General features: G+C 70.7%; 21 protein-coding genes. 11 read left to right on the forward strand and 10 right to left on the reverse strand.

Going from position 1 to position 26,549, the window contains the following annotated elements; translation table 11 throughout:
- Positions 1-49: 49 nt before the first annotated feature.
- Positions 50-955: an aldo/keto reductase gene (locus ACEYYH_RS02950; protein ID WP_374976799.1), complete on the reverse strand. Its 906-nt coding sequence runs from the start codon at positions 953-955 to the stop codon at positions 50-52.
- A gap of 65 nt (positions 956-1,020) precedes the next feature.
- Here ACEYYH_RS02950 and ACEYYH_RS02955 point away from each other — a divergent pair, with 65 nt between their 5' ends.
- The 5 genes from ACEYYH_RS02955 (at position 1,021) to ACEYYH_RS02975 (ending at position 5,589) form a co-directional block, all read left to right on the forward strand.
- Complete coding sequence (locus ACEYYH_RS02955) at positions 1,021-1,410, forward strand: PPOX class F420-dependent oxidoreductase (protein WP_374976800.1); 390 nt, start codon at positions 1,021-1,023, stop codon at positions 1,408-1,410.
- 153 nt (positions 1,411-1,563) lie between these two features.
- Entirely contained in the window at positions 1,564-2,697 is a 1,134-nt protein-coding gene (locus ACEYYH_RS02960) for a peptidoglycan-binding protein (protein ID WP_374976801.1), read from the forward strand.
- 72 nt (positions 2,698-2,769) lie between these two features.
- The gene (locus ACEYYH_RS02965) at positions 2,770-4,299 is read left to right on the forward strand and encodes an aminotransferase class I/II-fold pyridoxal phosphate-dependent enzyme (protein ID WP_374976802.1); all 1,530 of its coding nucleotides are present in this window, start codon (positions 2,770-2,772) and stop codon (positions 4,297-4,299) included.
- Positions 4,300-4,309: 10 nt separating this feature from the next.
- Positions 4,310-4,750 carry a VOC family protein gene (locus ACEYYH_RS02970; RefSeq protein ID WP_374976803.1) on the forward strand — a complete coding sequence of 147 codons (441 nt, stop codon included), beginning with the start codon at positions 4,310-4,312 and terminating at the stop codon, positions 4,748-4,750.
- A gap of 32 nt (positions 4,751-4,782) precedes the next feature.
- Entirely contained in the window at positions 4,783-5,589 is an 807-nt protein-coding gene (locus tag ACEYYH_RS02975; RefSeq protein WP_374976804.1) for an isocitrate lyase/phosphoenolpyruvate mutase family protein, read from the forward strand.
- On the opposite strand, the gene ACEYYH_RS02980 is transcribed toward ACEYYH_RS02975, so the two are convergent.
- The 5 genes from ACEYYH_RS02980 to ACEYYH_RS03000 form a co-directional block, all read right to left on the reverse strand.
- A complete protein-coding gene (locus ACEYYH_RS02980; RefSeq protein ID WP_374976805.1) occupies positions 5,590-7,278 on the reverse strand; it encodes an MDR family MFS transporter in 1,689 nt (562 codons plus the stop codon).
- On the reverse strand, positions 7,275-7,916 hold the full coding sequence (locus tag ACEYYH_RS02985) for a TetR/AcrR family transcriptional regulator (RefSeq protein ID WP_374976806.1): 642 nt from the start codon (positions 7,914-7,916) through the stop codon (positions 7,275-7,277). The genes ACEYYH_RS02980 and ACEYYH_RS02985 overlap by 4 nt, the downstream gene beginning before the upstream one ends.
- Positions 7,917-8,070: 154 nt before the next feature.
- A complete protein-coding gene (locus tag ACEYYH_RS02990) occupies positions 8,071-8,943 on the reverse strand; it encodes an IS3 family transposase (RefSeq protein WP_374975770.1) in 873 nt (290 codons plus the stop codon).
- On the reverse strand, positions 8,940-9,275 hold the full coding sequence (locus tag ACEYYH_RS02995; RefSeq protein ID WP_374978152.1) for a transposase: 336 nt from the start codon (positions 9,273-9,275) through the stop codon (positions 8,940-8,942). The genes ACEYYH_RS02990 and ACEYYH_RS02995 overlap by 4 nt, the downstream gene beginning before the upstream one ends.
- Positions 9,276-9,368: 93 nt before the next feature.
- The gene (locus ACEYYH_RS03000; protein ID WP_374976807.1) at positions 9,369-10,472 is read right to left on the reverse strand and encodes a substrate-binding domain-containing protein; all 1,104 of its coding nucleotides are present in this window, start codon (positions 10,470-10,472) and stop codon (positions 9,369-9,371) included.
- Between the two features lie 238 nt (positions 10,473-10,710).
- On the opposite strand from ACEYYH_RS03000, the gene ACEYYH_RS03005 reads away from it, so the two are divergent.
- The 3 genes from ACEYYH_RS03005 (at position 10,711) to ACEYYH_RS03015 (ending at position 19,005) form a co-directional block, all read left to right on the forward strand.
- On the forward strand, positions 10,711-16,119 hold the full coding sequence (locus tag ACEYYH_RS03005) for a chitinase N-terminal domain-containing protein (RefSeq protein WP_374976808.1): 5,409 nt from the start codon (positions 10,711-10,713) through the stop codon (positions 16,117-16,119).
- Between the two features lie 141 nt (positions 16,120-16,260).
- On the forward strand, positions 16,261-17,973 hold the full coding sequence (locus ACEYYH_RS03010) for an IlvD/Edd family dehydratase (RefSeq protein ID WP_374976809.1): 1,713 nt from the start codon (positions 16,261-16,263) through the stop codon (positions 17,971-17,973).
- Positions 17,974-17,994: 21 nt separating this feature from the next.
- A complete protein-coding gene (locus ACEYYH_RS03015; RefSeq protein ID WP_374976810.1) occupies positions 17,995-19,005 on the forward strand; it encodes a zinc-binding dehydrogenase in 1,011 nt (336 codons plus the stop codon).
- Between the two features lie 60 nt (positions 19,006-19,065).
- Here the strand turns inward: ACEYYH_RS03015 and ACEYYH_RS03020 are convergent, their stop codons facing one another.
- Together ACEYYH_RS03020 and ACEYYH_RS03025 are read right to left on the reverse strand one after the other, a co-directional pair.
- Entirely contained in the window at positions 19,066-19,455 is a 390-nt protein-coding gene (locus ACEYYH_RS03020; RefSeq protein WP_374976811.1) for a DUF5684 domain-containing protein, read from the reverse strand.
- Between the two features lie 133 nt (positions 19,456-19,588).
- On the reverse strand, positions 19,589-21,001 hold the full coding sequence (locus ACEYYH_RS03025; RefSeq protein ID WP_374976812.1) for a PLP-dependent aminotransferase family protein: 1,413 nt from the start codon (positions 20,999-21,001) through the stop codon (positions 19,589-19,591).
- Here ACEYYH_RS03025 and ACEYYH_RS03030 point away from each other — a divergent pair.
- Both ACEYYH_RS03030 and ACEYYH_RS03035 read left to right on the forward strand, forming a co-directional pair.
- Positions 21,000-21,950 (forward strand): DMT family transporter, encoded by a 951-nt coding sequence (locus ACEYYH_RS03030; protein WP_374976813.1) that lies wholly within the window; start codon positions 21,000-21,002, stop codon positions 21,948-21,950. The two genes, ACEYYH_RS03025 and ACEYYH_RS03030, sit on opposite strands and share 2 nt — an antisense overlap.
- Positions 21,950-22,552 carry an FMN-binding negative transcriptional regulator gene (locus ACEYYH_RS03035; protein ID WP_374976814.1) on the forward strand — a complete coding sequence of 201 codons (603 nt, stop codon included), beginning with the start codon at positions 21,950-21,952 and terminating at the stop codon, positions 22,550-22,552. The genes ACEYYH_RS03030 and ACEYYH_RS03035 overlap by 1 nt, the downstream gene beginning before the upstream one ends.
- 105 nt (positions 22,553-22,657) lie before the next feature.
- On the opposite strand, the gene ACEYYH_RS03040 is transcribed toward ACEYYH_RS03035, so the two are convergent.
- Positions 22,658-24,166 carry a DUF222 domain-containing protein gene (locus ACEYYH_RS03040; RefSeq protein ID WP_374976815.1) on the reverse strand — a complete coding sequence of 503 codons (1,509 nt, stop codon included), beginning with the start codon at positions 24,164-24,166 and terminating at the stop codon, positions 22,658-22,660.
- A 144-nt stretch (positions 24,167-24,310) separates the two neighbouring features.
- The gene (locus ACEYYH_RS03045; RefSeq protein WP_374976816.1) at positions 24,311-25,189 is read right to left on the reverse strand and encodes a helix-turn-helix transcriptional regulator; all 879 of its coding nucleotides are present in this window, start codon (positions 25,187-25,189) and stop codon (positions 24,311-24,313) included.
- A 100-nt stretch (positions 25,190-25,289) separates the two neighbouring features.
- On the opposite strand from ACEYYH_RS03045, the gene ACEYYH_RS03050 reads away from it, so the two are divergent.
- Positions 25,290-26,534, forward strand: coding sequence for a multidrug effflux MFS transporter (locus ACEYYH_RS03050; RefSeq protein WP_374976817.1), 1,245 nt, complete (start codon positions 25,290-25,292; stop codon positions 26,532-26,534).
- Positions 26,535-26,549: the final 15 nt, after the last annotated feature.

Here is a 26,549-nt window from a genome sequence, read left to right on the forward strand (position 1 = left end):
CGGCTTCCCGCAGGTGCGGCGCGCGCCGGTCAAGGGTCGAGCCGCAGCTCTACCCGAGCGGTCGCGGGCGCGCCAGCGGCATCGTGGCCGCCATCATCCAGCGGGGTAGTCGGAACATCGGGCGGTCCTGGCCGAGCGCATCGATGCCGGCCATCTCGGCGGGGCTGAGCTCGAAGTCGAAGACGTCGATGTTGGCCGCGATGTGCAGCGGGTTCGTCGACTTCGGGATCGCCACGAACCCCCGCTGCACGTGCCACCGCAGGATCACCTGCACCGCAGACTTGCCGTGTGCGGCAGCGGCTCCCACGACCGCCGGCTCCGCCCGGAGCGTGGCCGATCCGTGGCCGAGCGGGTACCACGCTTCGGGCGCGATCGCGTGCTGAGTGAGGTAGGGGAGCAGCTCGGGCTGCTGCCAGTGTGGGTGCAGCTCCACCTGATCGACGGCGGGCGGGATCCGCGCCGCGGACAGCAGGCGGTCCAGGTCGGACACGGTGAAGTTGCTCACGCCGATCGCCCGGATGACGCCCTGGTCGACGGCATCCTCCATCGCTCGCCACGCGCCTTTCACGTCGCCGACGGGCTGGTGCAGCAGGAGCAGATCGAGGGGTCCGCAGTCGAGCCGTTCCAGCGCGCCGCCGATCGCGGCGCGCGCCTTCGCGTAGCCGTAGTCCGAGGGCCACAGCTTCGTCGTGAGGAAGATCTCCTCGCGAGGAACGCCGGAGGAACGGATGCCGCGCCCCACCGCCCGCTCGTTGCGGTAGATGGCCGCGGTGTCGATGAGCCGGTACCCCGAGCCGAGGGCGGACCGCACGCTCGACTCGCACACGGCGACGTCGGTCACGAGGTAGACGCCCAGGCCGAGCTGCGGCATCCGTGTTCCGCTCGAGAGCGGGATGCTGGTCACCATGCCTGCCTCCTCCTCGGGGTGCGGGAGGTGGGTCTTCGCGTCCCTCATCGACTGTAGGTTCTGCGCGGGCCCGGCGGGAGCCCTGTCGCGTCACGGCCGGGTAGCGTGGCAGGGTGCGGGAACTCTCGGAGGCGGGCGTCGAATTCGTGCGCGAGCGGCACATCGGCACGCTCTCGACGCTGGCGCCGTGGGGCGGCATCCACGCTGTCGCGGTGGGCTTCACGCTGCACGAGGGGGTGCTGCGGATCATCACGTCGCGGGACTCGCAGAAGGTCCGCAACGTGCGGCGCGACGGCACCGCCACCGTCAGCCAGGTCGACGGTGCCCGCTGGCTCTCGTTCCAGGGCACCGCCACGGTGCTCGACGACCCCGACGAGGTGGCGCTCGCGGTCGCCCTCTACGCTGAGCGGTACCGTCAGCCGCGCGTGAACCCGCTCCGCGTCGCCATCCTCCTCACCCCTGCCCGGCTGATGGGCAGTGGCGGACTCTTCCGGACGCCCTGACGGCGACGGATGCTGCGGCCGGAGGCCTGACGCGACGCCTCAGTGGATCGGGCGTTCGACACGCGCGGAGCTCATGCGATCCGCGTGACGCGGCGCGACGCGTCGCGGTGCCAGGATGTGCCTCACATGCTTCGGTTCAGAAGGGGGCGCGACGTGGGAACGGTTCGCATCAGGATGCCGGCGCGGCTGAGCGTCATCGTGACCGCGGGGGCGATCGCGGCCGTGGCTCTCGCCGGATGCGCCGGCGAGACCGACCCGGTCGAGCGGGCACAGGCGCAGGTGTCGGCGAAGGAGAAGGCGCTCGCCCAGGCGCAGACCGAGCTCACCGCCGCGTCGAGCGCGTTCTGCGGTGCGAGCCAGGACTATATCGAGGCCCTCGACCGCTACGGCGACCTACTGAACGACACCGCTCCCACCGTCGGCGATGTCCGCAACGCGGGCGCGGACCTCGCCGAGCCGCGCGAGGAGGCCGTCGACAGCGCCGAAGCGGCCGTGGCCGCGAATCAGGCGCTGTACGACGCGCAGCAGGAGCTCGTCGAGGCGCAGATCGCGCTGGCCGAGGCGGAGGCGGGTCCGACGGGCACGCCCAGCGAACCCGCGCCGGCCGAGCCGTCGAGCACGCCGCCGGCGCCGACCGCGTCGGTCGAGCGGGTCAAGCAGGCGGAATCCGAGCTCGCTTCGGCCGAGGCGTCCGTCACCGACGACACGCCGCTGACGGACGCGGCCGAGCAGTTCAACAGCGCCGCGGTCGCGCTCGAGATGGCGTGGCTCGCGCTGTTCGCCGACGCCGGCTGCCTGATCGACGAGCAGGCGGCGCAGGCCGAGGCCGCCGTGCGGGCGTACACGTCGGCGCTGCAGCAGGAGCTGCTCGTCGCGGGGTACTACACCGGCGATGTCGACGGCGTCTACGGACCGTTGACGGTCCAAGCGGTCGAGGATCTGCAGGAGGCCGCCGGGCTTCCCGTCACCGGCACCGTCGACAAGGCGACGGCCGAGGCTCTGCAGGCGAAGCTGGCGGAGCTGGGCGGCGCTGCCGCGCAGGAGTCCGTCGCGACGACGGCCGCGATCCAGCAGACGCTGAAGCTCGTCGGGTTCTGGGACGGTCCCGTCGACGGCGTGTGGACACCCGAGCTGACGGCCGCGGTGCAGGCCTTCCAGACCGAGCTGGGCGTCGAGCCGACGGGAACGGTGGATGCTGCGACCATCGCCGCGTTCGAGCAGGCGATCTCCGATCTGCAAGAGGCGGCGACCGCGCCGACGCCGTCGCCTTCGAGCTCGGACGGCTGAGCCGGGCTGGCTACAGCCCGGGGTGTGGGCGAGCAGAGGCCTCCGTCCGCCCCCACCGCTAGGGTCGTGCTCGTGGATGCCCCCGACCTCGGCCGTGCCGCCGCCGACCCCCGCGATCCGCGCGGCTATGCTGCGGACGCACCACTGCTCGACGCATGGCTGCAGTTCCAGCGCGACGTCGACGCCGGCGAGGTGGCGCCCTTCAGCATCCCCGGGCACAAGCACCGGCGTGACGTGTTCGGCGAGGTGGTGCGCGGCGACGCGCCGCTGTTCGCCGGGCTCGACACGATGAAGCAGAGCCGCGGACTGCTCTCCACCGCCGAGGCGCGGGCGGCCGAGGCATGGGGCGTCGACTGGTGCCGCCTGTCGGTCGGTGGCTCCACCCACGCGAACCAGGCCGCTGTGCTCGCGCTCGGGCGGCCGGGGCAGTCCGTGGTCGTGTCGCGGACGCTGCACCGCTCGGTGCTGCTCGGCATCGTGTTCGCGGGGCTCCGGCCGGTGTGGGTGCGGCCCGAGATCGACGCCGCCACGGGACTGCCGGGCGCCGTCCCGGTGGACGCCGTCCGGGCCGCGCTGGCGGCCGACCCGGACGCGTGCGGCGTGCTGATCGGCGACCCGTCGTACGTCGGCACGCTGTCCGATATCGCCGGTCTCGCCGACGCGGCGCACGGCGCGGGCGTCCCCCTCGTCGTCGATGCGGCATGGGCGGCGTACTTCGGCTTCTCCTCGCTCGTCCCGGCACACGCGCTCGAACGCGGCGCCGACGCCCTCGTGACGAGCGCCCACAAGACCCTGCCCGCTTGGAGCCAGGGCGCGCTGCTGCTCGCGCGCACGACGCGTGACGGCGGACTGCTGGACCCCGACCGGCTGCAGCGCGGGTTCGAGGCATCCCACACCACCAGTTCCGCCGGCGCGATCCTCGCGAGCACGGATGCCTCCCGCGCGATGCTGCAGCGCGACGGGGAGGAACTCGTGGGCCGGCTGGTGGGGCTGGTCGCGCAGGCGCGCCGGCAGCTGTCCGCGGTCGAGGGCGTGACGGTGCTCGAGGGGCGGCCCGCCGGCCATCCCGATGGTGCGCTCGCCGTCGACCCGGCGAAACTCGTCGTGCTGATCGCGGGCACCGGTGCGCACGGACACGCGATCGAGGACGACCTTCTTGCTCAGGGCATCACGCTCGAGATGGCCGACCGTGACGTCCTCGTGCCGCTGGTCACCGTGGCCGACGACGAGCGTTCCCTCGCCGGGCTGGTCGAGGCGCTGACGGCTGCGATCGACCGGCACCGCAGCATCCGTCGCCCCCTCACGCCCTCCGCCGCGTGGACGGTGCAGTCGCAGCCCGCGCTCACCCCGCGCGAGGCCTTCTTCGCGACGCACGAGACGGTGGACGCGGATGCGGCGATCGGGCGCGTCTGCGCGGAACTCATCGCGCCGTACCCGCCCGGGGTGCCGGTGCTCGCGCCGGGAGAGATCGTCACCGCGGGCGCGCTGGACGCCCTGCGCGAGGCGCGGACCGACGGTGGCCGTATCGCGTACGCGGCCGACCCGACGCTCGACACCATCCAGGTGGTCGCAGGGGTACCGCCGACGGCGTCGGGCGCCTAAGGTCGCGAACGTGAGCGTTCGCAGCTTCGAGCACATCGGCGTCATCGTCCAGGACCTTCAGGCGGTGGCGGACTTCTTCGAGATGCTGGGGTTCCGCCGCGGCGAGAAGGCGCGGGTCGGGGGCACGTGGGCCGACCGGGTCAACGGCCTGACCGGCACGGACGTCGAGATGGTGTTCCTCACCCCGCCCGACGGCTCAGGAGCGATCGAGCTCTCGCAGTTCCTGCGACCCGAGAGCCCGGCACCCGTCGGCGATCTGCCGTCGAACACGCTGGGACTGCGCCATCTCGCCTACCGTGTCGATGACGTCGAGGCGCTGATCGGCAAAGTGCGTGCCGCCGGGTACGACACCATGGCGGAGCTCGTGAACTACGAAGACCAGTGGCTCGTCTGCTACGTACGCGGCCCCGAGGGGCTCATCATCGAACTCGGACAGCGGCTCGACGACTGAGTCCTGTCGCGGACTTCAGAGAAAGGCGACTCGTGCCGGCAGAACAGGCCTCGGACTTCCTCGCGCTCCACGCGGGCGCCGGATTCGTGATCCCGAACGCGTGGGATGCCGGGACCGCGCGCATCCTCGAACAGGTGGGCTTCCCCGCCATCGCGACGACGAGCGCGGGCATCGCGTGGTCGCACGGCGTTCCCGATGGGGAAGCGCTGGACCCCGCCGTCATGTTCGAGCGGATCGCGGAGATCGTCGCCGCCGTCAGGGTGCCCGTGAGCGCCGACCTCGAGGCGGGGTACGGTGACACGCCGGAGGACGTCGCCCGGACCGTCGCGCTCGCCACGGAGATCGGCGTCGTCGGCGGCAACATCGAGGACGCCGCCGAGGGCGCGCTGTTCCCGATCGACGAGGCGGTGGAGCGGCTCACGGCCGCACGCGCCGCCGCGCCTGCGGGCACCTTCGTGCTCAACGCCCGCACCGACGCGTACTTCGTCGGCGCCGGGGACGACGCGTTCGCGGAGACTGTCGAACGCACGCAGCGCTACGTCGAGGCGGGAGCCGACTGCGTCTTCGTGCCGGGCGTCGACGACGAAGACACCATCCGACGGCTCGTCGCCGAGATCCCTGCGCCCCTCAACGTCGTCGCCGGGCTGGTGACACCGGTCATCTCCGCGCCCACGCTGTTCTCGCTCGGGGTGAAGCGGGTCAGCGTGGGCGGCAGCATCGCACGTGCGGCGCTCACGGCTGTCGAGCGCGCCGGGCAGGAGCTGCGTTTCGCCGGCACGCTCGACTTCCTCGACGGAGCCCTCGGCTACGCCGACGTGCAGCGCCGCTTCGGCGCCTGATCAGCGCGCGGCGCGGTCCTTCTCTCGCGCACGACGGCGTCCTCGTCCGGTGGGTGCGGCGCTGTGCTGCTCCGCCGTGAGCCGCTCGGCCTCGAGGCGCTCGGCTTCTTCGCCGCCGATGGCCTCGCCGCGCGCGACGAGCCCGGCGACGTCCGACAGCGGGATCTGCTTGAGGAAGAGCGCCAGTACGAAGGCGATCGCGATGAACGGCACCAGGTACCAGAACACCGGCGCGAGCGCGTCGGCGTACGCGTCCACGACTCCGGTCTTTACGGTGTCGGGCAGCGAGTTCAGCACCGAGGGGTCGATGCTCGAGGTCGCCTCGCCCGCCTGCTCGGGGCTGGCGCCCGCGTCCGTGAAGACCTTCGTCAGGTTCTCGGTGAGCCGCGTGGTGAAGAGCGTGCCGAACACGGCGGTGCCGAGCGCGGCGCCGACTTCGCGGAAGTAGTTGTTCGTCGAGGTCGCGGTTCCGAGGTCGGCCGCGGGCACCGCGTTCTGCACGACCAGCACGACCACCTGCATGATGCAGCCGAGTCCGACGCCGAACAGGAACAGGTACGTGCAGATCAGCCAGATCGGCGTCGACGCGGTGAGCGTCGTCATCAGCACCATCGCGAGGCCAACGATGAGCGTGCCGGCGATCGGGAACAGCTTGTACTTGCCGGTCTTGGTGATGAGCAGTCCGGACGCGATCGACATGCCCATGACGCCGACCATCATCGGGAGCATGAGGAGACCGGATGCTGCGGCCGACGTGCCCGATGACATCTGGAGGAACGTCGGCACGAAGCCGAGCGCGGCGAACATGCCGATGCCGATCGCCATGCCGATGGCGGTGGCGTTGATGAAGATCGGGTTGCGGAACATCGACAGCGGCATGATCGGGTCGGCCGCCCGCGACTCGGTCAAGATGAACAGGCCCGCCGAGGCGACGAGGCCCGCGCCCCACGCCCAGGTCGCGCCGGAGTCCCAGCCCTGGTCGGCCGAGCCGCCGAAGTCGGTGAAGAAGATGAGGCACGTGGTCGCGGCGGACAGGAACAGCACGCCGAGCCAGTCGATCGGCTTCTCGGCCTTCTTGTTCGGCAGCTTGAGTGCGAAGACGGCGATGAAGAACGCCGCGATGCCGACGGGGATGTTGATGTAGAACGCCCACTGCCACGTCAGGTGATCGACGAAGAAGCCGCCGAGGAGGGGGCCGGCGACGGCAGCGAGGCCGAAGACGCCGCCGATCGGGCCGAGGTACTTGCCGCGCTGGTCGGCCGGCACGATGTCGGCGATGATCGCCTGCGACAGGATCATGAGTCCACCGCCGCCGAGGCCCTGGATCGCTCGGAAGGTGACGAACATCCAGAAATCCGTGGCGAACGCGCAGCCGACCGACGCGAGGGTGAAGATCGCGATCGCCACCATGAACAGGCGGCGCCGGCCGAGCACGTCGCCGAACTTGCCGTAGATCGGCATGACGATGGTGGTCGCGAGGATGTATGCGGTCGTGATCCACACCTGGTGCGAGACGCCGCCGAGCTCGCCGACGATCGTCGGCATCGCGGTCGAGACGATCGTCTGGTCGAGGCTCGACAGGAGCATGCCCGCGATCAGCGCGGAGAAGATGATCCAGATGCGCCGCTGCGTCAGCAGGAACGGCGCATCGCTGCCGGGCGGGGCGGTGGGGACGGTGGCGGTGGTCATTCGGGGGTTCCCATCAAGACGGTCTGCGTGGCGAAGAGGTCGCGCGCCGCGCCGATGCGCCGCTCGAAGATCTGTATGAACGTGTCGGGGTTGCCGGGTTTCAGGAACTCCCCGGCGGCCGAGCGGACGAGGGCGCCGACCACCTGGGCGGCGACCTGCGCGCGGAGGTCTTCCGACGGGAGGTTCTCGCGCTGTTCGATGAGCCGCGCGTCGAACTGCTCGCCCTCGAAACCCAGCTCGAGCATGCGCGCGAGGAGCCGGGGCTCCTTCTCGACCGCACGGAACAGGTCCTGCACGGTGTCGGGGGCGATGTCGAGGGCGCGCCAGCGCTCCTCGGCCAGGAGGGCGAGGTCGGTGAGCAGGCTCGGCGAGATGCCCGGGTCGTCCTGTCCGCCGGCGAGGAAGCGGGCGATGGCGGCAGCATCCGATCGCTCCAGGGGGATGCCGAGGACGGCGTCGTCCTTCGAGGCGAAGTAGTTGAAGAACGTGCGCCGCGAAACGGAAGCCTCGCTGCACAGCTCCTCGACGGTGAACCCGGCGAGCCCGTGTTCAGCGGTGAACCGCCGCGCGGCGCGGATCAGCGTGCGTGTGGTGTCGGCGCGGCGGCGCTCGCGAAGTCCATCTGCACTATCGATCACATCATGCAGTTTTGCACTTCGTTGCTATTCGTGCAAATTTGCGGCTCGTGGTCGAGGTCCCGCCGCGCCCGCCAACAGGTCAACCGGGCCTCCGCAGGACCGATCCGGCTAGGGCGCTCCGCGTGTCGTGGAGTCGGTCCCTGCTCCTTTCGTTTCAGGCTGCGATTGCAGCGGGTCGGGTTGTGAGTCGGGTCATGGTCTCGGCGGGGGTGGCGTAGCCGAGGGTCTGGTGCCGGCGTGTGGTGTTGAAGTGTTCGATGTAGTCCGCGATCTCTCGGGTCGCGTGGCGGCGGGTGGTCAGCTGCAGCCAGCGGAGTCGTTCGTTCTTGATCTTCGAGAAGAACGATTCCGCGACCGCGTTGTCCCAGCATTCGAAGTTCTCACCCATCGAGCGGCGGATGCCGTGACGGGTGCAGAAGCGGGCGAACCGTTTGGAGCGGTACTGGGTGCCGTGGTCGGAGTGGAAGATCGCACCGGGCTGGACGTGACCGGTCGCCTGGGCACGTTTCATGGCGGCGACGACCAGCTCCGCGGTCTGTCGTTTCCCGGTTGCCCAGCCGATCACCATGCGGGTGGCCAGGTCGATGACGGTCGCCAGATACAACCAGCCCTCCGCGGTGGCGACGTATGTGATGTCGCCCACCAGCACCGTCCCGGGCCGGATCGTGTCGTTGAAGCGGCGCTGCACCAGGTCGGCGGGGTCCGGTGTGCGTCGGGCACGCGCGGCCGCCTTCCGATACGCGGCCCGGGCCGCGGGAGCCATCACGCCCAGATCCCGCATCACCGCGAGCACGGTCTTGTCGTTGACGCTGTAGCCGTCGGCGCGCAGTGTCGCGGCGATCTTGCGGTGCCCATCCGCGCGGCCGGACTGCACGAACGCACCCAGCACTCGCGAGGTCGTCTGCCACCGCCGCGATTCCCGCGCCGACAGCGGCCGGCTCTGACGGGCGTGATATCCGGACTCGGACACACCGAGCTTGCCGCACAGGTACTTGATCCCGAAGTCTGCCTTCAACCCATCGATCACTTCGAATTTCTCCGACGCAGTGAGATCGCCTGGGTGAAGGCCCGCGCTTTTTTCTCGAACTCGAGATCCTTCTCCAACTGCGCGACCTGGTTCTCCAGCGCCCGGATCCGCCGCTTCGCGGCATCCGTCATCGAGCCCTCCGGATCGATGTCCGCGTTGCGCGCCTGCACGACCCACTGGTTCAACGTCTTGTCATTGATGCCCAACTCCGCGGCGATCTCCAAGATCGTGCGCCCCTTCGACGACCGAACGATCCGCACCGCCTCGGCCCGCTCGGCCGGCGTGTACTGATGGCGCCCACCAGCCCGGGGATCCTTACTCCCTGAGTTCATCTCCTCCACAGGACCAGACTCCACCATCGCTGGGGCACCCCAGGCTAGGCACGTCCTGCAGAAGCCCGGTTGACCTGTCGAAGCGGGGCCGGATCAGGTTGCGGCGGCGACCGTCGAGGCGCGCGGCAGCAGCTCGGGCAGCAGGTACACGCGCTGCACCGGGCGGCGCGCGCCCTCGGCCAGGCGGGCGACCATCGTCTCGACCGCGAGGCGCCCGACCTGCTGCTTCGGCGGGCGAAGGGCGGTGATCGCGGGCTCGGCGCTCTCGGCGACCTCGTCGTCGTACGCGACGATCGCGAGGTCGTCGGGGATCGACCAGCCGTGGTCGCGCGCGTGCTGCTGCAGCAGCACGGCCTGCGGGTCGTTGTGGATCAGGAGACCGGTGGTGCGCGTCTCGCGACACCGCTCGAGCACGTCGGCGATGAGGGCCTCGCGGGCGACCCCGTCCAGCGCGTCGAGCGTGGCGTCGACGTCGACGAGGCACTCGAGGCCGAGGCCCTCGACGGCACGGTCCCACCCGCGGCGCAGCTGCCATGACGTGGGAGAGCCCGCCGACGTGAGGATGCCGACGCGGCGGTGGCCGAGGGAGGCGAGGTGGTCGGCGGCGAGCGAGCCCCCGAAGACGTGGTCGGTCGTGACCCACTCGAGGCGCGTGAGCGCGAGCGCCGACGGCACCCGGCGTTCGGCCAGCACCACGGGGATCGGCAGTGCCTCGAGCCAGTGCAGCAGTGCGCGCCCGTCGGCGCCGAGCGTCTCCGGCGCCACGATGAGCCCGTGCAGGCTCCCCGACTCGACGAGTGACGCGATCTGGCGTCGCTGGTCGTCGACCGAATAGGTCGCGCCGCGGAGGATCAGCTGCACGCCGAGCTCCGTCGCCGCGGCCCGTGCGCCGATCATGATGTGGGGCCAGTAGTAGCTCAGCGACGGCACGACCATGCCGACCCGGAACCGGATGGCAGTGCCCGACGACGCGGGAACGGTCGTGTCGAGCCGGCTCCTCAGCGTCGCTCCGCCGTGCACGCGTGTGGCGAGGCCGCGGTCGGCGAGGCGGCCGATGTCGCGCCGGATCGTGAGCTCCGACACCCCGAGCTCCCGCGCGAGGTCAGCCACCCTCACCGAGCCCGAGCGGCGGAGCTCGTCGAGGATGTGCTCGCGGCGCGACAGGCCGAAGGCCGGCGGATCGGTGGGCTGCTCCATGATCGCCTCAGCGTACAAGTGCGTTCGAATCGGTTCAAGACTGAACGAACGTGTTCGTTTGGGGTGCGGCATCCGTCTCCCTCACGAGAGGATCTCGTGCGGGCACGCGGTCGTGCCCCCTTCGTGCGTCGACGCCGGCCCGGGTCCGCGAGCGCACGGGAGAAGCCCCAGGGGAACGGAGACTGCGATGTCGCAGGGATGGATGCCTCGTCCGAAGGACGGACGGAGACCACGACGGGTGCGCACGACGCTGGCGGCGGTGGTGACCGCCGCGGTGGTCGCGGCGCCGCTCGCGGTGCCGACCATGGCGCAGGCGGCGGGGGCGGATCCCGTCACCGTGAACGTCACCGGCGCCGACATCGCAGCGGCCGCGCAGAACGAGAACGGCCTCACGTTCAAGGGCTTCGGTGTGCTGTCGGCGAACTCGACCAGTGCGCTGCTGATGGACTACAAGTCGCAGCACCCCGAGGCGTACTGGGAGCTCGTCGAGACGCTGTTCGGCGGGGACCACCCGATCATGAACACGGTCAAGATCGAGATGGGCAACGACCGCAACACCTCGACCGGCCCGAACGCGTCGACCATGCGCACGCGCGACGAGTACCCGAACGTCCTGCGCGAGCCCGGCTTCCAGCTCGCCGCCGACGCGCAGCTCGTCGCCCACGGCGACATCCACCTGAGCCTCCTCCGCTGGAACCGGCCGACGTGGGTCGCCAACGACGCCGACCAGTACATCTGGTTCAAGAACACCGTGCTCGCCGCCTACCGCGAGTTCGGGGTCATGGTCGACTCGATCAACCCCGACACGAACGAGACCTCGAGCCCCAACATCCAGCTCTACAAGACCTTCTCGGGCTGGCTGCGCGCCGACGACAAGGGCTACGAGGGCGCGAGCGCGTCCGATCCGAACAACGGCTTCGCGTCGGAGGAGGAGAAGACCCTCTACCGCGCCATCCAGACCGTCGCCGCCGACACCGTCGGCACGCCGCCGGTCTCGTTCGGCAACGCGATGACCTCGGCCACCGATCCGTCGCTGCGTGACGCCGTCGATGTCGTCGGCTTCCACTACTCGAGCGCGGACGACAGCGCGGGCAACATGAAGAAGATCGCCGAGCAGCTCGACAAGGAGGTCTGGAACTCGGAGGGCCAGTCGACCTTCTCGAGCTCGGCCGACCGCCCGAACAACAACGCGAGCGACGAGCAGGGCGGCTTCGGCACGCAGTTCGGCGGCACCAACAGCGCGCTCGAGATGGGCAACTGGGTCACGACCGGCTTCAACGCGTCGCGGCGCACCATGAACATCTTCCAGCCGGCGATCGGCTCGTTCTACGACGGGTTCCAGTACTCGTCGAAGGAGCTCGTGAACGCCCGCGACCCGTGGTCGGGCTGGATGTACTACGACGGCGGCCTCGCCGTGATCGAGCACTTCACGCAGTTCGCGAAGCTCGGGTGGGAGAACGCCGACAACACCGCCGGCATCTGGCGTGCGATCCCGAAGGCATCGGGCAGCGAGCTCGGCACGGGCAACCCGCCGAGCGGCGCACGTGCGGGCGGCGCGTCGTACACGACGCTGGCGGCACCCGACGCGTCGGACTTCTCGACCGTCATCATCAACGACTCGACCTTCACGAAGACCTACCGGATCGTCGCCACGGATCTGAACCTCGGCGCCGACCCGACCGGTGAGGTGTGGGAGACCCGCGCAGCCGGCGCCGGCCAGGCCTACGATGCGAACTACCTGAAGCCGGTGGGCGAGGTCACCCCTGCCGCCGACGGCACGTACACCGTGACGGTCAAGCCGTGGTCTGCCGTCACGTTCACGACCCTCGACCACGCGACCGCCGGTGCGGGCGGTGCGCTCGCCGCGAAGGACGGCTACGGCAGCGCGCTGCCGTCGTCGAAGGAATACACCGACGCCGACGGCGGCCGTGACGTGCTCGACACCGACGCGAGCGGCAACGTCAACGGCGTCACCGACGACGCGTTCCTCTACGCCGACGACTTCGACTACGCCGAGCAGGGGAACATCAAGAGTTACGACCCCCAGAACCGCCAGCTCGTCGAGACCCAGGATTCGTTCCTCGACAGCCGCGGCAATCAGGAGAAGCCCGCCGGCACGCCCACCGTGCAGAACGAGGACAACGGCGCCACCCCGCGCTACACGAACGACACGAACGGCGCGTTCGAGTCGGTCGCGACCGCCGATGCCTCCCACGACCGCGTGCTCCGCCAGCAGGTGGGTCCGGGCATGGCCGGCGGTGCGTGGAACGGCGGCGACCCGAAGACCACGATCGGCGACGCCCGGTGGGCGAACTACACGGTTTCGACCGACGTGCTGTTCGAGGCATCCGGATCCCCGTACGCGACCATCGGCGCGCGCGAGCAGGGCGGCACGGCCAACGGCCAGAGCGTCTCGGCCGCGGAGCTCAAGATCGACCCGACCGGCGCGTGGACGTTCATGCGCTTCGGCGCGACGCTCTCGACGGGCACCGTGGCGGGCAACGCCGCCGCGGCCTTCAAGACGGGCGCGGGCGTGTGGAACAACGTCGCCGTGAAGGTGGCCGGGTCCGTGTACACGGCGTACGTCAACGGCGTGGAGATCGCGACGTACACGGATGCTGCGCCCCAGGCGACCGGTCGCATCCAGCTGGGTTCGAGCTTCACCTTCGTGCAGTTCGACAATCTGAAGGTGCAGGCGGTGCCCGGCTACACGCCGTACTACGCCGCGACGATCGACGGGATGCACCAGACCAGCTGGGCGGACCGCTCGGTCTCGGTCCTTCAGTTCGACAAGAACTGGAGCCACGTGAACGGCCAGGGCATGTTCGAGTGGCAGCGCACCGCCTCGAAGAGCACGGCGAAGGGCGCGTCGATGACGTACTCCTTCACCGGCACGGGCCTCGACATCATCGGCACCAACGCCGGCACGACCACGCTCGACGTGACCGTCGACGGCGTGCAGGTCGCGGCAGCGGCGCCGACGTTCGCCGCGGGCAGTGAGCGCACCACGTTCATGCTCCGCGGCCTCCAGAACGGCCCGCACACCGTCGTGATCGAGACGGCGAACGATGCGTCGATCAACGTCGACGCGGTGGGCGTCGTCACTGCGACCGCCGACTCGGCGAAGGCCGACACCACCGCGCTCGCCGCGGCGGCGGACGCCGTGAAGGGCCTCGACGAGAGCGAGTACAGCGCCGAGACGTGGGCGGTGTTCGCGGCCGTGAAAGCGAATGCGACGGCGGCCCTGGACGACCCGGCAGCGTACGGCCTCGACACCGAGGGTGCGGGGGCACTCGCGACCCGTCTGACCGCCGCGGCGGACGGCCTCGTGCCGAAGGACGTCAGCCCCGACGTGCTCGACCTGGGCGTCGTCACCATCACATCGGCCGACCGCACGCTGCCCGCGAAGCTCGACCTCGCCGGCACCGACGCGAAGGTCACGTGGAGCCTCGCGTCGACGACGAGCGCGAAGAGCGTTGCCGAGCTCGGCACGTTCGCAGCGTCCGGCCGCTCGACCGAGAAGCTGTCGTCGGGCCTGTACCAGCGCTTCAGCGCTACGGTGCTCGTCGTGCCGGCCGACCTCGCGTACTTCATCGACTCGGGCGCCTCAGGGGCTGCGGCCGGATCGGTGTACGCCGGGGTGGCAGCATCCGTTCCCGATCTGCTCAATGACACCAGCGATCAGAAGTGGGACGGCACGACGGCCGGCAAGACGTGGGGCTACTCGACCACGGCGACCACGATCGCGGCGGGCTCGCCGTCGGACTGGGGTTCGTCGTACGTGGGTGCCGACTACAACAAGCCGATCACCTACCACCTGACGCTGCCCGCGGGCTCGTACAACGTCGTCGCCGTCCAGGCGCCGCGTGCCGGGCTGACGACCAACGTCTACTCCAAGGTGAAGGCGGCCGGCGGCGAGACGACGAAGAACGCCACGTCGACGGGATCGGCCACGCCGGTCGCGCAGACGCTGACGCTCGACGCGGACGCGGTGGTCGATGTGGAGTTCGGCACCAACGGCACGAGCGGCTACAACGCCCGCCTCGCGCTCGTCTACGTGCAGCGCCTGCCGCGCGACCTCGGTGTGCAGGGTGCGCTCACGGTCGAGGAGGAGCTTCCCGAGACCGTTACCGTAGCGGGAGCCGAGAAGGCCGTGGAATGGGATGCCGCGTCCGCCGCGCAGTCGCGAACGGTGTACGGCAAGCTCACCCTCACGGGGCGCCTGACCGACACTGACCAGGCCGTCGTCGCGGGGTACGAGATCGTCCCGCCTGCGCTGGTGTACTACATCGACGCGGGAACGAGCGGGGCGGCCTCGCCGCAGTACGCCGCGGTCGCGGGCACAGTGGCGCTCCGGAACGACAGGGTCGACCAGGTCTCGACGGCCGCCGACCAGTGGGGCTACGTCGCCGACGGCATGAAGACGAAGGGCACCACGGACATCAACGACAAGTACTCGACGGGTCTGTACCAGGACACGACGAAGCTCGTCTACCGTCTGCCCCTCGACGCCGGCACGTACACCCTCACGGGCGGGTTCACCGAATGGTGGGGTCTGAACCGTGCGATGTACCAGACGGTGTCGGTCGGCGGCACCGAGCTCGCCAAGGGCACGGTCCCGCTGGCGGGCTCGAGCGGGCCGATCGCCGCTCCGCTCACCTTCACGCTGACGGCTCCCGCCACCGTCGACTACCTCGTCACCAACGAGGGCGCCGGCGCGGAGAAGCCGGTGATCTCGTGGCTCGCCGTGGCCGACGAGACGCTCCCCGGGGCGCCGCTGAATGTGACTGCCGCTCTCGCGGGGGACACCTCGATCACGGTCGCGTGGGATGCCGCGGTCCTCACCGGTCCGGGATTCACGGGCTACCGCGTGTATGAATCGGGCGGCACCGACCCGGTGTGCGAGACGAGCAGCACCAGCTGCACCGTCCGGGCGCTCGAGCTCGGCACGACCCACGCGTACGAGGTCGCGGGTGTGAACGCGCTCGGCGAGGGCGAGCGGTCGGCGGCGACGGCATCCGTCGCCCTCCCGGAGGTCGCGTCGAACGACGGAGCCAAGGCGGCCCCCGGCAAGGGCGTGCTCTCGTCGAACGACGGGTGGGACACCGGCCTCAAGGACGGCACGTTCCAGTTGACGATGAACCTGTGGTGGGGCGAGAACGGCTCGCTGTTCAAGCTCTACCGCGATGGTGAGCTCGTCGCCAGGGTGCCGCTCACGATGATGACGCCGGGCGCGCAGAGCGCGGTCGTCGACATCACGGGCCTCACCAACGGCACCTCCGTGTTCACGGGGGAGCTGGTCAACTCGAAGGGCACCACCGCGACGCAGCCGCTCACCGTGAAGGTGACGGATGCTGCGCCCGGCAAGCCCGTCCTGTCGACCGACGTCAAGAACGGCGCGGCGTCGTACACCGTCACAGCCGACCTGTGGTGGGGCACCAACGCCACCTCGTACCGCTTCCTCGAGAACGGCGTCGAGGTCGGCGCGGGCGACCTGACGGCAGCGACGCCCGGCGCGCAGCGCGCGACCCTGCCGGTGTCGGGCAAGGCCAAGGGTACCTACACCTACACGGTGGAGTTCACGAACGCCGCCGGCACGACGGTGAGCGCCCCGCTGAAGGTGACCGTCACCAAGTCGTCGGGATGACGACTTCGACAGGTCAACCGGGCTTCTGCAGGACCGATCCGAGCACGGATCTCCTGGAGAAGCCTGGTTGACCTGTCGGCGGGGGTTTCGGGCAGGATGGCGGGAGGCGCCCGGCCTCGCGGGCGAGGATGAGGGTCGACGGTGACGCTGCGCAGTTCGCACTGGTACTCGGCTGGCGACAGGAACGCGTACATCCACCGGGCGTGGATGCGCCGGGGCGTGCCCGACTCGGCGTTCACGGGGCATCCCCAGATCGCGATCGCGAACACGGCGTCGGACTTGACGCCGTGCAACGCGCACCTGAACGAGGTCGCGCAGTCGGTGAAGAACGGCATCTACGAGGCGGGCGGCATCCCGCTGGAGCTGCCGGTGGTGTCGCTGGGGGAGACCAACGTCCGCCCGACGGCGATGCTGTGGCGCAACATGGCGGCGATGGCGACCGAGGAGATGCTGCGCGCGAACCCGATCGACGGCGTCGTGCTGCTGGGCGGCTGCGACAAGACGATCCCGTCGCTGCTGATGGCCGCAGCATCCGTCGATCTTCCCGCCGTCGTCGTGCCGGGCGGGCCGATGCTCACCGGGCATTTCCGGGGCGAGGCGCTCGGCTGCGGCACCGACGTGTGGCGGCTCTCGGAGGAGGTGCGGGCGGGCACGCTGAGCGAGGCGATGTTCCTGAAGTCCGAGTCGTCGATGATCCGGTCGAAGGGGCACTGCAACACGATGGGCACCGCGTCGACCATGGCGCTGGTGGCCGAGGCACTCGGCACGGTGATCCCTGGCCTCGCCGGCACGCCTGCACCTGACGCCCGTCTGCTCGAGGCCGCGCACCTCAGCGGTGCGCTTGCCGTCGCGCTGGTCGCGGAGGACCGTCGGCCATCGACGTTCCTGACGAACGCGAACTTCCACAACGCGATCGTCGCGCTCGCCGCGATCGGCGGTTCGACCAACGCGGTGGTGCACCTGCTCGCGATCGCCGGGCGCCTGGGCATCGACCTCACCGTCGACGACTTCGACCGGATCGGCGCCGAGGTGCCGCTGCTCGTCAACCTGCAGCCCGCCGGCCAGTACCTGATGGACGACCTCTTCCGCGCCGGCGGGTTCCTCGCCGTGATGCGCGAGGTGCGCGACCTGCTCGACCCGACCGCCCTCACCATCACGGGTGAGCCGTTCGTGGACTACCTCGACGAGGCGCGCATCTGGGATGCCGACGTGATCACGCCGCGCGACAGCCCGTTGCAGCCGCACGCCGGCATCTCGGTGCTGCGCGGGTCGCTCGCTCCCGGCGGTGCGCTGATCAAGTCCGCGGCGGCATCGCCGCACCTGCTGAAGCACCGGGGTCGGGCGGTGGTGTTCGACTCCATCGAGGACTTCCACGCCCGCGTCGACGACCCCGATCTCGAGATCGACGAGGACTCGGTGATGGTGCTGCGCGGCTGCGGGCCCAAGGGCTACCCGGGCATGCCCGAGGTGTCGAACATGCCGCTTCCGAAGAAGCTCCTGGAACGCGGCATCCGTGACATCGTCCGCATCTGCGACGGCCGCATGTCGGGCACGGCCTACGGCACCGTCGTGCTGCACGTCACGCCCGAATCAGCCGCAGGTGGCCCGCTCGCGCTCGTACAGACCGGCGACTGGATCAGCCTCGACGTGCGCGCTCGCCGTCTCGACCTCGACGTGCCGGCGGAGGAAGTGGCGAGACGGATGCCGAGCCGGGCCACCGTCGACGGCTACGCGAATCCGCGACGCGGGTGGGAGCGGCTGTACATCGACCATGTTCTGCAGGCCGACCGCGGCGCCGATCTGGACTTCCTCGTCGGGGCATCGGGTTCAGAGGTGACGCGTGAGTCCCACTGAGCCGCGGCGCGGGTGGGGCGCATGATGAGAGCGCTCGTCATCACGGCGCCGCATCGCGCCGAGATCCAGGAGGTGCCCGAGCCCGAGCCGGTGCCCGGCGAGGTCGTCGTTGACGTTCGCCGCGCAGGGATCTGCGGCACCGACATCGAGTTCTTCACCGGCGAGATGGCGTACCTGCACGCCGGCCACGCCGCCTACCCGATGCGCATCGGGCATGAGTGGATGGGCACCGTCTCGCGGGTGGGCACCGGCGTCGATCCCGCGTGGATCGGGCGACGGGTGACCGGCGACACCATGCTCGGGTGCGGCGCCTGCCGGCGCTGCGAGCACGGCCGCCAGCACGTGTGCGAGAACCGGCTCGAGCTGGGCATCCGCGGCGGCAAGCCGGGAGCGCTCGCCCAGAAGGTCGCCACCCCGGCGTCGTCGCTGCACCGGTTGCCCGACAGCGTCGACGACGCGATGGGCGCCATGGTCGAGCCCGGAGGCAACGCCTTCCGCGCCGTGCAGGGGGCGACGCTGCGCCCGGGCGATCGCTGCCTCGTGCTCGGTCCCGGCACGATCGGGCTGCTGAGCGCGATGTTCGCGCGCGCCGCCGGCGCCGAGGTGCATCTCCTCGCCCGCGACGACCGCGCCCTCGAGTTCGCGCGATCGCTCGGCTTCGACCACATCTGGACCCAGGAACGGATGCCGCCACTGCCGTGGGACGCCGTGATCGAGGCATCCAACGCCCCGCAGCTTCCCGCGAAGGCGCTCGAGCTGGTCGAACCGGGCGGGCGGGTCGTCTACATCGGCCTCGCCGGAGCGCCCAGCCTCATCGACACGCGCGACCTGGCGCTGAAGGACGTCACCGCCGTCGGCGTGCTCAGCGCCTCACCCGGTCTCGCCGGCGCGGTCGACGCCTACGCCGCCGGCGTCGTCGACCCGCGGCCGCTCATCGCCGCGACCGTGTCGCTCGACGCGCTGCCCGCGATCCTCGCCGGTGAGCGGCCGGAGGGAGCTGGGCCGGGTCCGAAGTTCCACGTCGCGCTCTGACCGCAGACGGGAACGCCCCCGGCCGGGTGGCCGGGGGCGTTCGCGCAGTGATGGAGTGGCTCAGGCGGGCTTGGTGTAGGTGTCGTTGCTGAAGCCGGTGATGAAGTAGCCGATCGGGTTGAGCAGGAACAGCAGGAAGAACGAGAACGCGCCGCCGTGGCCGAACGCCCGGCCGTTGCGGAAGGCGACGATGATCGCCAGCACGAGGTTGGCGATCGGCACGAACCACAGCAGTCCGAGCCAGGCCGAGTAGCCGGCGACCTTGACGAGCACGAACAGGTTCACGATCGGGATGATCGCGAGCCATCCCGGGTAGCCGGCCTTCGTGAACGTCTTCCAGTAGGCGGCGATCGTGGCCACCCAGTAGATGAGGCCGACGACCACATAGCCGAAGATGGCGGCGGAAGAGACGCCCTGGTTGATGGGTTCGATGTCAGAGAGCAAGATCATGCGCTGAGCGTATTGGGTTCAGGGGCGCCGGCCCCGTATTGCCGTCCGTCGGTCATGCGACCTTGGTGTCGCAGTACGGGTCGACTGTGTCGAGCGCCTTCCACGCAGGTGGCGTCTCCCGCCGCGGAGCCGGTCAGCCGGCGAGCAGCGTGAGCACGTCTCCGAGGATGCGCCCCGCGTCGGGGAAGCGGCGCGGGTCGTCGCTGGAGTAGTTGAGGCGGATGAACGGCCCCGACGGCTCGGCCGGGAACCACTCGTCGCCTGCCGCGATGATGAGGCCGCGGGCCTCCGCCTCTCGCACGACATGGCCCGCGTCCGTGCCGTCGGGAAGACGTGCCCAGAGGTTCAGGCCGCCACCCGGGGTGGTCTCGACGTGCGCGGCGGGCGCCTGCTCGCGCAGGCTGTCGAGCAGCAGGTCGCGGCGGCTGCGCAGCTGCCCCCGCAGCCCCTTGAGGTGCGTGCGCCACGACGGCTGGGTGACGACGTCGAGCGCCGCCGCCTGCAGCAGGCCGCTGACGTACATCGACTCGGCCGCGCGATCGGTGAGGATGCGTTCGCGGGCGGGACCGCGAGCGATCACGGCCGCGACGCGGAGCGCGGGCGAGACGCTCTTGGTGAGCGAGCGCAGGTAGATGACGTGGCCGTCGTCGTCCTGCGCGGCGATCGGGCGCGGATCGGCGTCGATCGCGAGATCGTGGGCCCAGTCATCCTCGATGAGGAATGCGCCGCGTCGACGCACGATCTCGAGGATCGCCGCGGAGGTCGCCTGGGGCCACTGCCCGCCGGTGGGGTTCGCGAACGTCGGCTGCGCATAGAAGGCGCGGGAACCGGTGCTCTCCAGCACCCGCTCGACCTCGTCGGGGTCGGGACCGTGCGGTCCGGACGGCACCGGCACGAGGGTCACGCCCGCCTGCTCGGCGGCGAGCATCGCACCCCAGTACGTGGGCGACTCGATGACGAGCGGCCGGCCGGTGCCGACCACGGCGCGGAAGATCGACGAGAGGCCGCTCTGGCTTCCCGAGATGACCAGCACATCGCGGGCGGTCGGAGGGGCGATTCCGGCCGGGACGGCGGCGGCGAGCTCGTGGGCGAACCAGTCCTGCAGCTCGGGCGTGCCGGTCACCGGCGAGCGGGTGATCGCGGCACTCGAGCGCGCCGCGCGGGCGATGGCCGCGCGCACCGCCCGTTCGGGAAGGAGATCGGATGCCGGGTACCCCGAGTGCAGCGCTATGGCATCGGGGGCGACCCACCGCTGTGTCGACGAGAGCATCGACACGCGGGCCTGTGGAGTGCCCAGCGCCGCCGTCTGCCAGCCGTAGTCCGCGGGCCGCGCCGGCCGCAGCGCGCGGACGAACGTGCCGACGCCGGGGCGACTCTCGACGAGCCCGGCCTCGATGAGCCGGCGCATCGCCTTCTGCACGGTGACCGGACTCGCCGCGTACTCGGCGACCAGTGCGCGATTCGACGGCAGCTGCGCGCCGGGCGGGGCGGCCGCGATCCACGCTCGCAGACCCGCCATGATCCGAGCGGTGCTATCCTGACTCATGACAGAAAAGAGTAGCGCTACTCTCTCGAATTCGACAGTGCTACCCCGCCTCGACGGACTCGGCTGGGGGCTCGTCGGCATCGTCGCGTTCTCCTTCACGCTGCCGCTCACGCGCGTCGCGGTCGGGCGACTGTCGCCGCTGTTCATCGGGTGCGGCCGGGCTGTCGTCGCCGCGCTGCTTGCGGTGCTGGTGCTCTCGATCGTGCGGCACCGGCGGCCCGGCGCGGTCCCGCTGCCGAGCGGTGTGCAGTGGGCGCGGCTGGCCATCGTCGCCGCCGGCGTGGTGGTCGGCTTTCCGCTGCTCACGTCCTTCGCGCTCGTCTCGGTGCCTGCGAGTCACGCGGTCGTGGTGATCGGACTGCTCCCCGCCGCGACGGCGGCGATGGCCGTGCTGCGCGGCCGCGAGCGGCCCGCTGCGTCGTTCTGGGTGTTCGCGGTGCTCGGCGCGGCCGCGGCGATGGGGTTCGCATCGCTTCAGAACGGCGGACTCGGCGCTCTGCACGAAGCCGACCTCCTGCTCTTCCTCGCCGTGCTGCTGTGCGCGCTCGGCTACGCCGAGGGCGGCCTGCTCGCCCGCGAACTCGGCGCGTGGCAGACGGTCTCGTGGGCACTCGTGCTGGCGTCGCCGCTCATGATCGCGGGCGCAGTGGCGGGCTGGCTTCAGCAGCAGCAGCAGCAGCCGCACGCCTCGCCGGTCGAATGGGCGGCGTTCGCCTACGTCGCGGTCGTGAGCATGTTCCTCGGCTTCTTCGCGTGGTACCGGGGCCTCGCGATCGGCCCCATCGCCCAGGTCAGCCAGGTGCAGTTGATCCAGCCGGTGCTCGGCATCCTGTGGTCCGCCCTGCTGCTGAACGAGCCGATCGGACTGCCCACCCTGCTCGGCGGCCTCGCCGTCATCGCCTGCGCCGGACTCGCCGTGCGCACCCGCCTCACCCGGAAGGACGCCTGATGCGCCACACGCCCCGCTACCTCATGACCGACGCCGGACAGGTGAAGGAGCTGATCCGCCACCACCCGTGGGCGACGTTCGTCTCGCCCGTCGCCGGTCTGGTCGCCTCGCACTACCCGGTCCTCCTCGACGAGCTGTCCGACGACATCGTGATCCTCAGCCACTTCGGGCGCCCCGACGACCAGCTCCACGAGCTGGGTGCGCACGAGATGCTCGTCATCATCCAGGGTCCGCACGACTACGTCTCGCCGAGCTGGTACGCGCCCGGTGACCTGGTGCCGACGTGGAACCACGTCACCGCGCACCTCTACGGCACGCCGGAGATCCTGTCGGAAGACGAGAACTACGAGATGCTGTCGCTGCTCACCGACCACTTCGAGCAGGAGCATCCGCACGCCCGGAGCCTCGCCGAGGACGAGGCCGGCACGCGCCGCATCGCGAAGGGCACCGTCGGCCTCAGGCTCCGCGTGGCGCGCTTCGATGCGCGCGCGAAGCTCAGCCAGAACAAGCCGGCGGAGGTGCGTGAGAACGTAACGGCCCACATCGCCGCGCACAACCCCGCGTTGGCGCAGGCGATGCGGGCCGTGGAGGTCAGCGGCTGATCACCTTCGGCGCGGCGACGGCCTTGAGGCCGGCGACGCCGAACTCCTGGCCGTCGCCGGACGCCTTGGTACCGCCCGAACGGCCGTGTGACGCGCTGACGCGGGCTAGAAGGGTGCTTCTGCGCCCAGTCCATCGTCGAGATCAGAACGTGCCGACGCCCGGATCGTGAAGGTGGGGACTTTGCGTTCGGGCTGCACGACGTACCGGCGCCCCGTCGGAGACGTCCACGCCACGGCTCCGCCGGAGCCTTCGATCTGCTCGACCTGCCAGTCGGTGTTGTCTTTGACGAGGTGGTGCCCTTTGCAGAAGGGCAGGTTGTTGTCCAGGGCGGTTTCGCCGCCGTCGGCCCATCGGATCTGATGGTCGATCTCACAGCGGGAGGCGGGCATCGAGCAGCCGGGGCCCATGCATCGGTCGGCGCGCCATCTGACGAGTCTCTTCAACGGGGCCGGTGGGGGGTAGCTGTCGCGGCCGACGGAGAGCACGATGCCGGTCTCGGGGTGGGTCAGCACCCGCATCCACCGGGCGTCGCCGCCGCACAGCTCGCGGGCCTTCGACAGCGGGATCGGGCCGACACCCTCGACCGCGGGCGGATCGCCGGCTTCGGCGTACCCGTCGTCGAGCAGCGACAGTGCGGGAACCGTGACCACAACCTGCGCCCGGATGCCGGACGCCGCCGCGGGGAGGTGGTCGGTGGTGCCGTCGATAAGGAGGTCGGTCGCGACGTCGGCGCGCAACTGGTCGAGGGTGCGGGTCTCACCCTCGACGCGTGCGATCGCTTTCGCCATCTGCGTCAGCCGACCGTGGATCGCGTGGATCTCCACCTCGGCGCCGATGATCCACAGCCCGGCCATGCCATCCCGCCCAGGTTCGACGACGATGCGTCGCGCGCGGAGCGCGCGCTGGTGCCGCTCTTCCAGGGTCGTCGCCTGGGCGGTGTCGATCAGCGTCCGCAGCGCCCGCCGGAAGGTGCCCACCGGTTCCGATTCGGCCAGCGGCACCGCGCGTTCGAGCAGCATCTCGCGTAACTCGGGCGGCGCCTCGTCAAGCAGATCCGCGATGATCTCGGCGTGCTTCTCGGTGAGGCGACCCGACCCCAGCGCCTCCAACGCCGCCGGGTAGCGCCGCACCAGCGCTTCGGCCTGCGCGATCAGACGCCCCGCGGCGTACTCGGTGACGCGCATCGCCGCCGCCAGCTCGAGACGGATCGACCGCTCCACGATGTCCCGCACCCCGTCGCCTCGGCCGTCGGCCTCCCGCAGCAGCTCGCGCCGCATCAGGTCGATCCGCGTCAGTCGCTGCGCCGCGAACACTGACATCATCGTCGCGGTCTCGACAACCAGATCCACCGCATCCGGCACGGGCGGCACGAACTCTTCCTCCGCCCCGAACACCCACGTGCCATCCTCGCTCTCGGGCGGAGGAGGCATCTCGGACATGAGTCCACAATAGAACAAACATTCGAAACTTGCAATGACTTTCGAAGATTCGGGCCGCCCGCGGGGCGAGGTGCTGAGCGGCGCCACCGGAGTTGGGAGCGACCCGGCAGCCAGCGGAATGAGGTCCGGGTTGTCGTGGGGCTGAGTGGGCGCGTCGGGCGTGTGCGCAGGCATGGGGACTCCTTCATATCCGCCCCCACTCTCACTCGCGCGCCTCCCGATGTCTTGACCCGGTGCGCACGAAGGGTGACTGCGCGTGCGATTCGCGGGGTCGCGTCCACGACGACACGCGGCCGCGTCCGTACCCGCGAGCGAAGCTCAGCCGACGACCGAGGGGTCGGCGCGCTGAGTCGCGGCCCACGAGGCGAGGAGCCCGAGACGCTCGGCGGAGGGCGAACCGGGCTCGGCCGTGTAGATGAGCATGACGTGGCCGGGTTCGGCGGTGACCGCGAGCTCCTCGTACGCCACGACGAGCTCTCCGACCACCGGATGCTGGAAGCGCTTGGTGCCCGTGCCGTGCGTGCGGACGTCGTGCGCTGCCCACAGACGACGGAAGGTCTCGCTGCGGGTCGACAGCTCGCCGACGAGCTCCTGCATCGCGGGGTCGTGCGGGTCGCGACCGGCCTCCGCGCGCATGACGCCCACGCACATCTGGGCGAACCGATCCCAGTCCGGATAGAAGTCCCGGGCAGCGGGGTCGAGGAACTGGAACCGGGCCAGGTTCGGCGTGCGGCCGCCGTCCCCGATCACCGGCGAGTAGAAGACCCTCCCGAGCTCGTTGGTCGCGAGCAGGTTCTGGCGCTGGTCGCGCACGAAGGCGATGCCGTCGGTGATCGACGCGAGCGCCCACTGCAGACTCGGCCGGGAGGCCGTCGGCTTCTCACCGCGGCGGCGGGCCCGCCCACTGGTGGGGATGCCGTCCGCCGCGCGGGCGAGGTCGAACAGGTGCGCCCGCTCGGTGTCGTCGAGCTGAAGTGCCCGCGCGATCGCGTCGAGCACCGAGGCCGACGCGCCCGCGATCGCACCGCGCTCGAGCTTCGCGTAGTACTCGACGCTGACTCCCGCGAGGATCGCGACCTCGCCCCGGCGCAGGCCCGGCACGCGGCGGTTCGCTCCGGCGGGGATCCCGGCCTCGTCGGGCGTGACGCGGGCGCGACGAGTCATCAGGAACTCGCGGACCTCGGCACGATTGTCCATACGAGAAGGCTAGATCGCGCGGCGCCGGCGAGGGGTGCCCTGTCAGTACACGTCTCATCAGGAACTCCCCGTGTCGCGGCATCGCCCTCAGGCTCGAATCATGACCGATTCCCCCGCGCCGACCCGGCCCGGCCTCACGCGGACGCTCCCGACCCTGTTGCTCCTGCTGACGGTGTTCGGGCCGATCTCGATGGATCTGTACCTTCCCGCGCTGCCCGCGCTGACCTCCGAGCTCGGTGCCGCGACGTCCGTCGCCCAGCTCACCATCACCGCCTGCCTCGTCGGGCTGTCCCTCGGGCAGCTGATCGCGGGGCCGCTGTCCGACCGCTTCGGGCGGCGCGGCATCCTCCTCATCGGCGTCATCGCGTACGTCGCGACATCCGCCCTGTGCGCGCTCAGCCCGACGGTGGAGCTGCTGATCCTCGCGCGTCTCGTGCAAGGCCTCGCCGGCGGCGTCGGGATCGTCATCGCGCAGGCCGCGGGCCGCGACGTGTACTCCGGCGGGGCGCTCATCCGCTTCTACGGACGACTGACGGTCGTCGGCGGCCTGGCCGCGATCATCGGCCCTCTGCTCGGCGGCGTGCTCACCGCCGTCACCGATTGGCGCGGGCTGTTCGCCTTCCTGGCGGTGGTCGGCGCCGGCATCCTCGTCATCGTCCTGATGGCCTTCCCCGAGACCCTGCCGCCCGTCTGGCGCACCCGCGGCGGATGGAGTCAGACGCTGCGCGACTATCGGACGCTCGTGACGGATGCCCCGTTCCTCGGCGCCGTCCTCAGCCAGGGATTCCTGTACGCCGCGGTGTTCGCGTATCTCGCCGGCGCCACGTTCGTCCTGCAGGGCATCTACGGCCTGAGCCCGCTCGAATACGCCCTGGCCTTCGGGCTCAACTCGGCCGGGTTCATGGTGTTCGGGGCGCTGTCGGGCCGTCTGGCGGAGAGGTGGAGCGTGCACGGCACCCTCCTCATCGGGATCGCGGTCGCTGCGCTCGGCGCCGGTGGTCTCCTCCTGGCCGGGCTCGCGCCGATGCCGCTGTGGGTCGTGATCGTCTCGCTCTTCGCACTGGCCGGGGGAGTTGCAATCTCGTCGCCGCCGGCCACGACGCTCGCCCTCGCCGACTACCCGCAGATCGCGGGCACCGCGTCCTCCCTGCTCGGCATGATCCGGTTCGGCCTGGGCGGTGTCGCTGCGCCGTTCGTGGGGGTCGCCGGCGCAGCGAGCATCCTGCCGCTCGGGCTCGTCACCGTGAGCGCGGTCGCCCTCGCCGCCGGCTCGTTCCTGCTGCTCCCCCGGCGCCGCGGCGCACCTGCCGCACAGCCCGCGTTCGCGGCATCCACCCTCGCCTGACCGGCGATTACCGAA

It is taken from the genome of Microbacterium trichothecenolyticum (assembly GCF_041938625.1).
GTDB lineage: Bacteria > Actinomycetota > Actinomycetes > Actinomycetales > Microbacteriaceae > Microbacterium > Microbacterium trichothecenolyticum_D.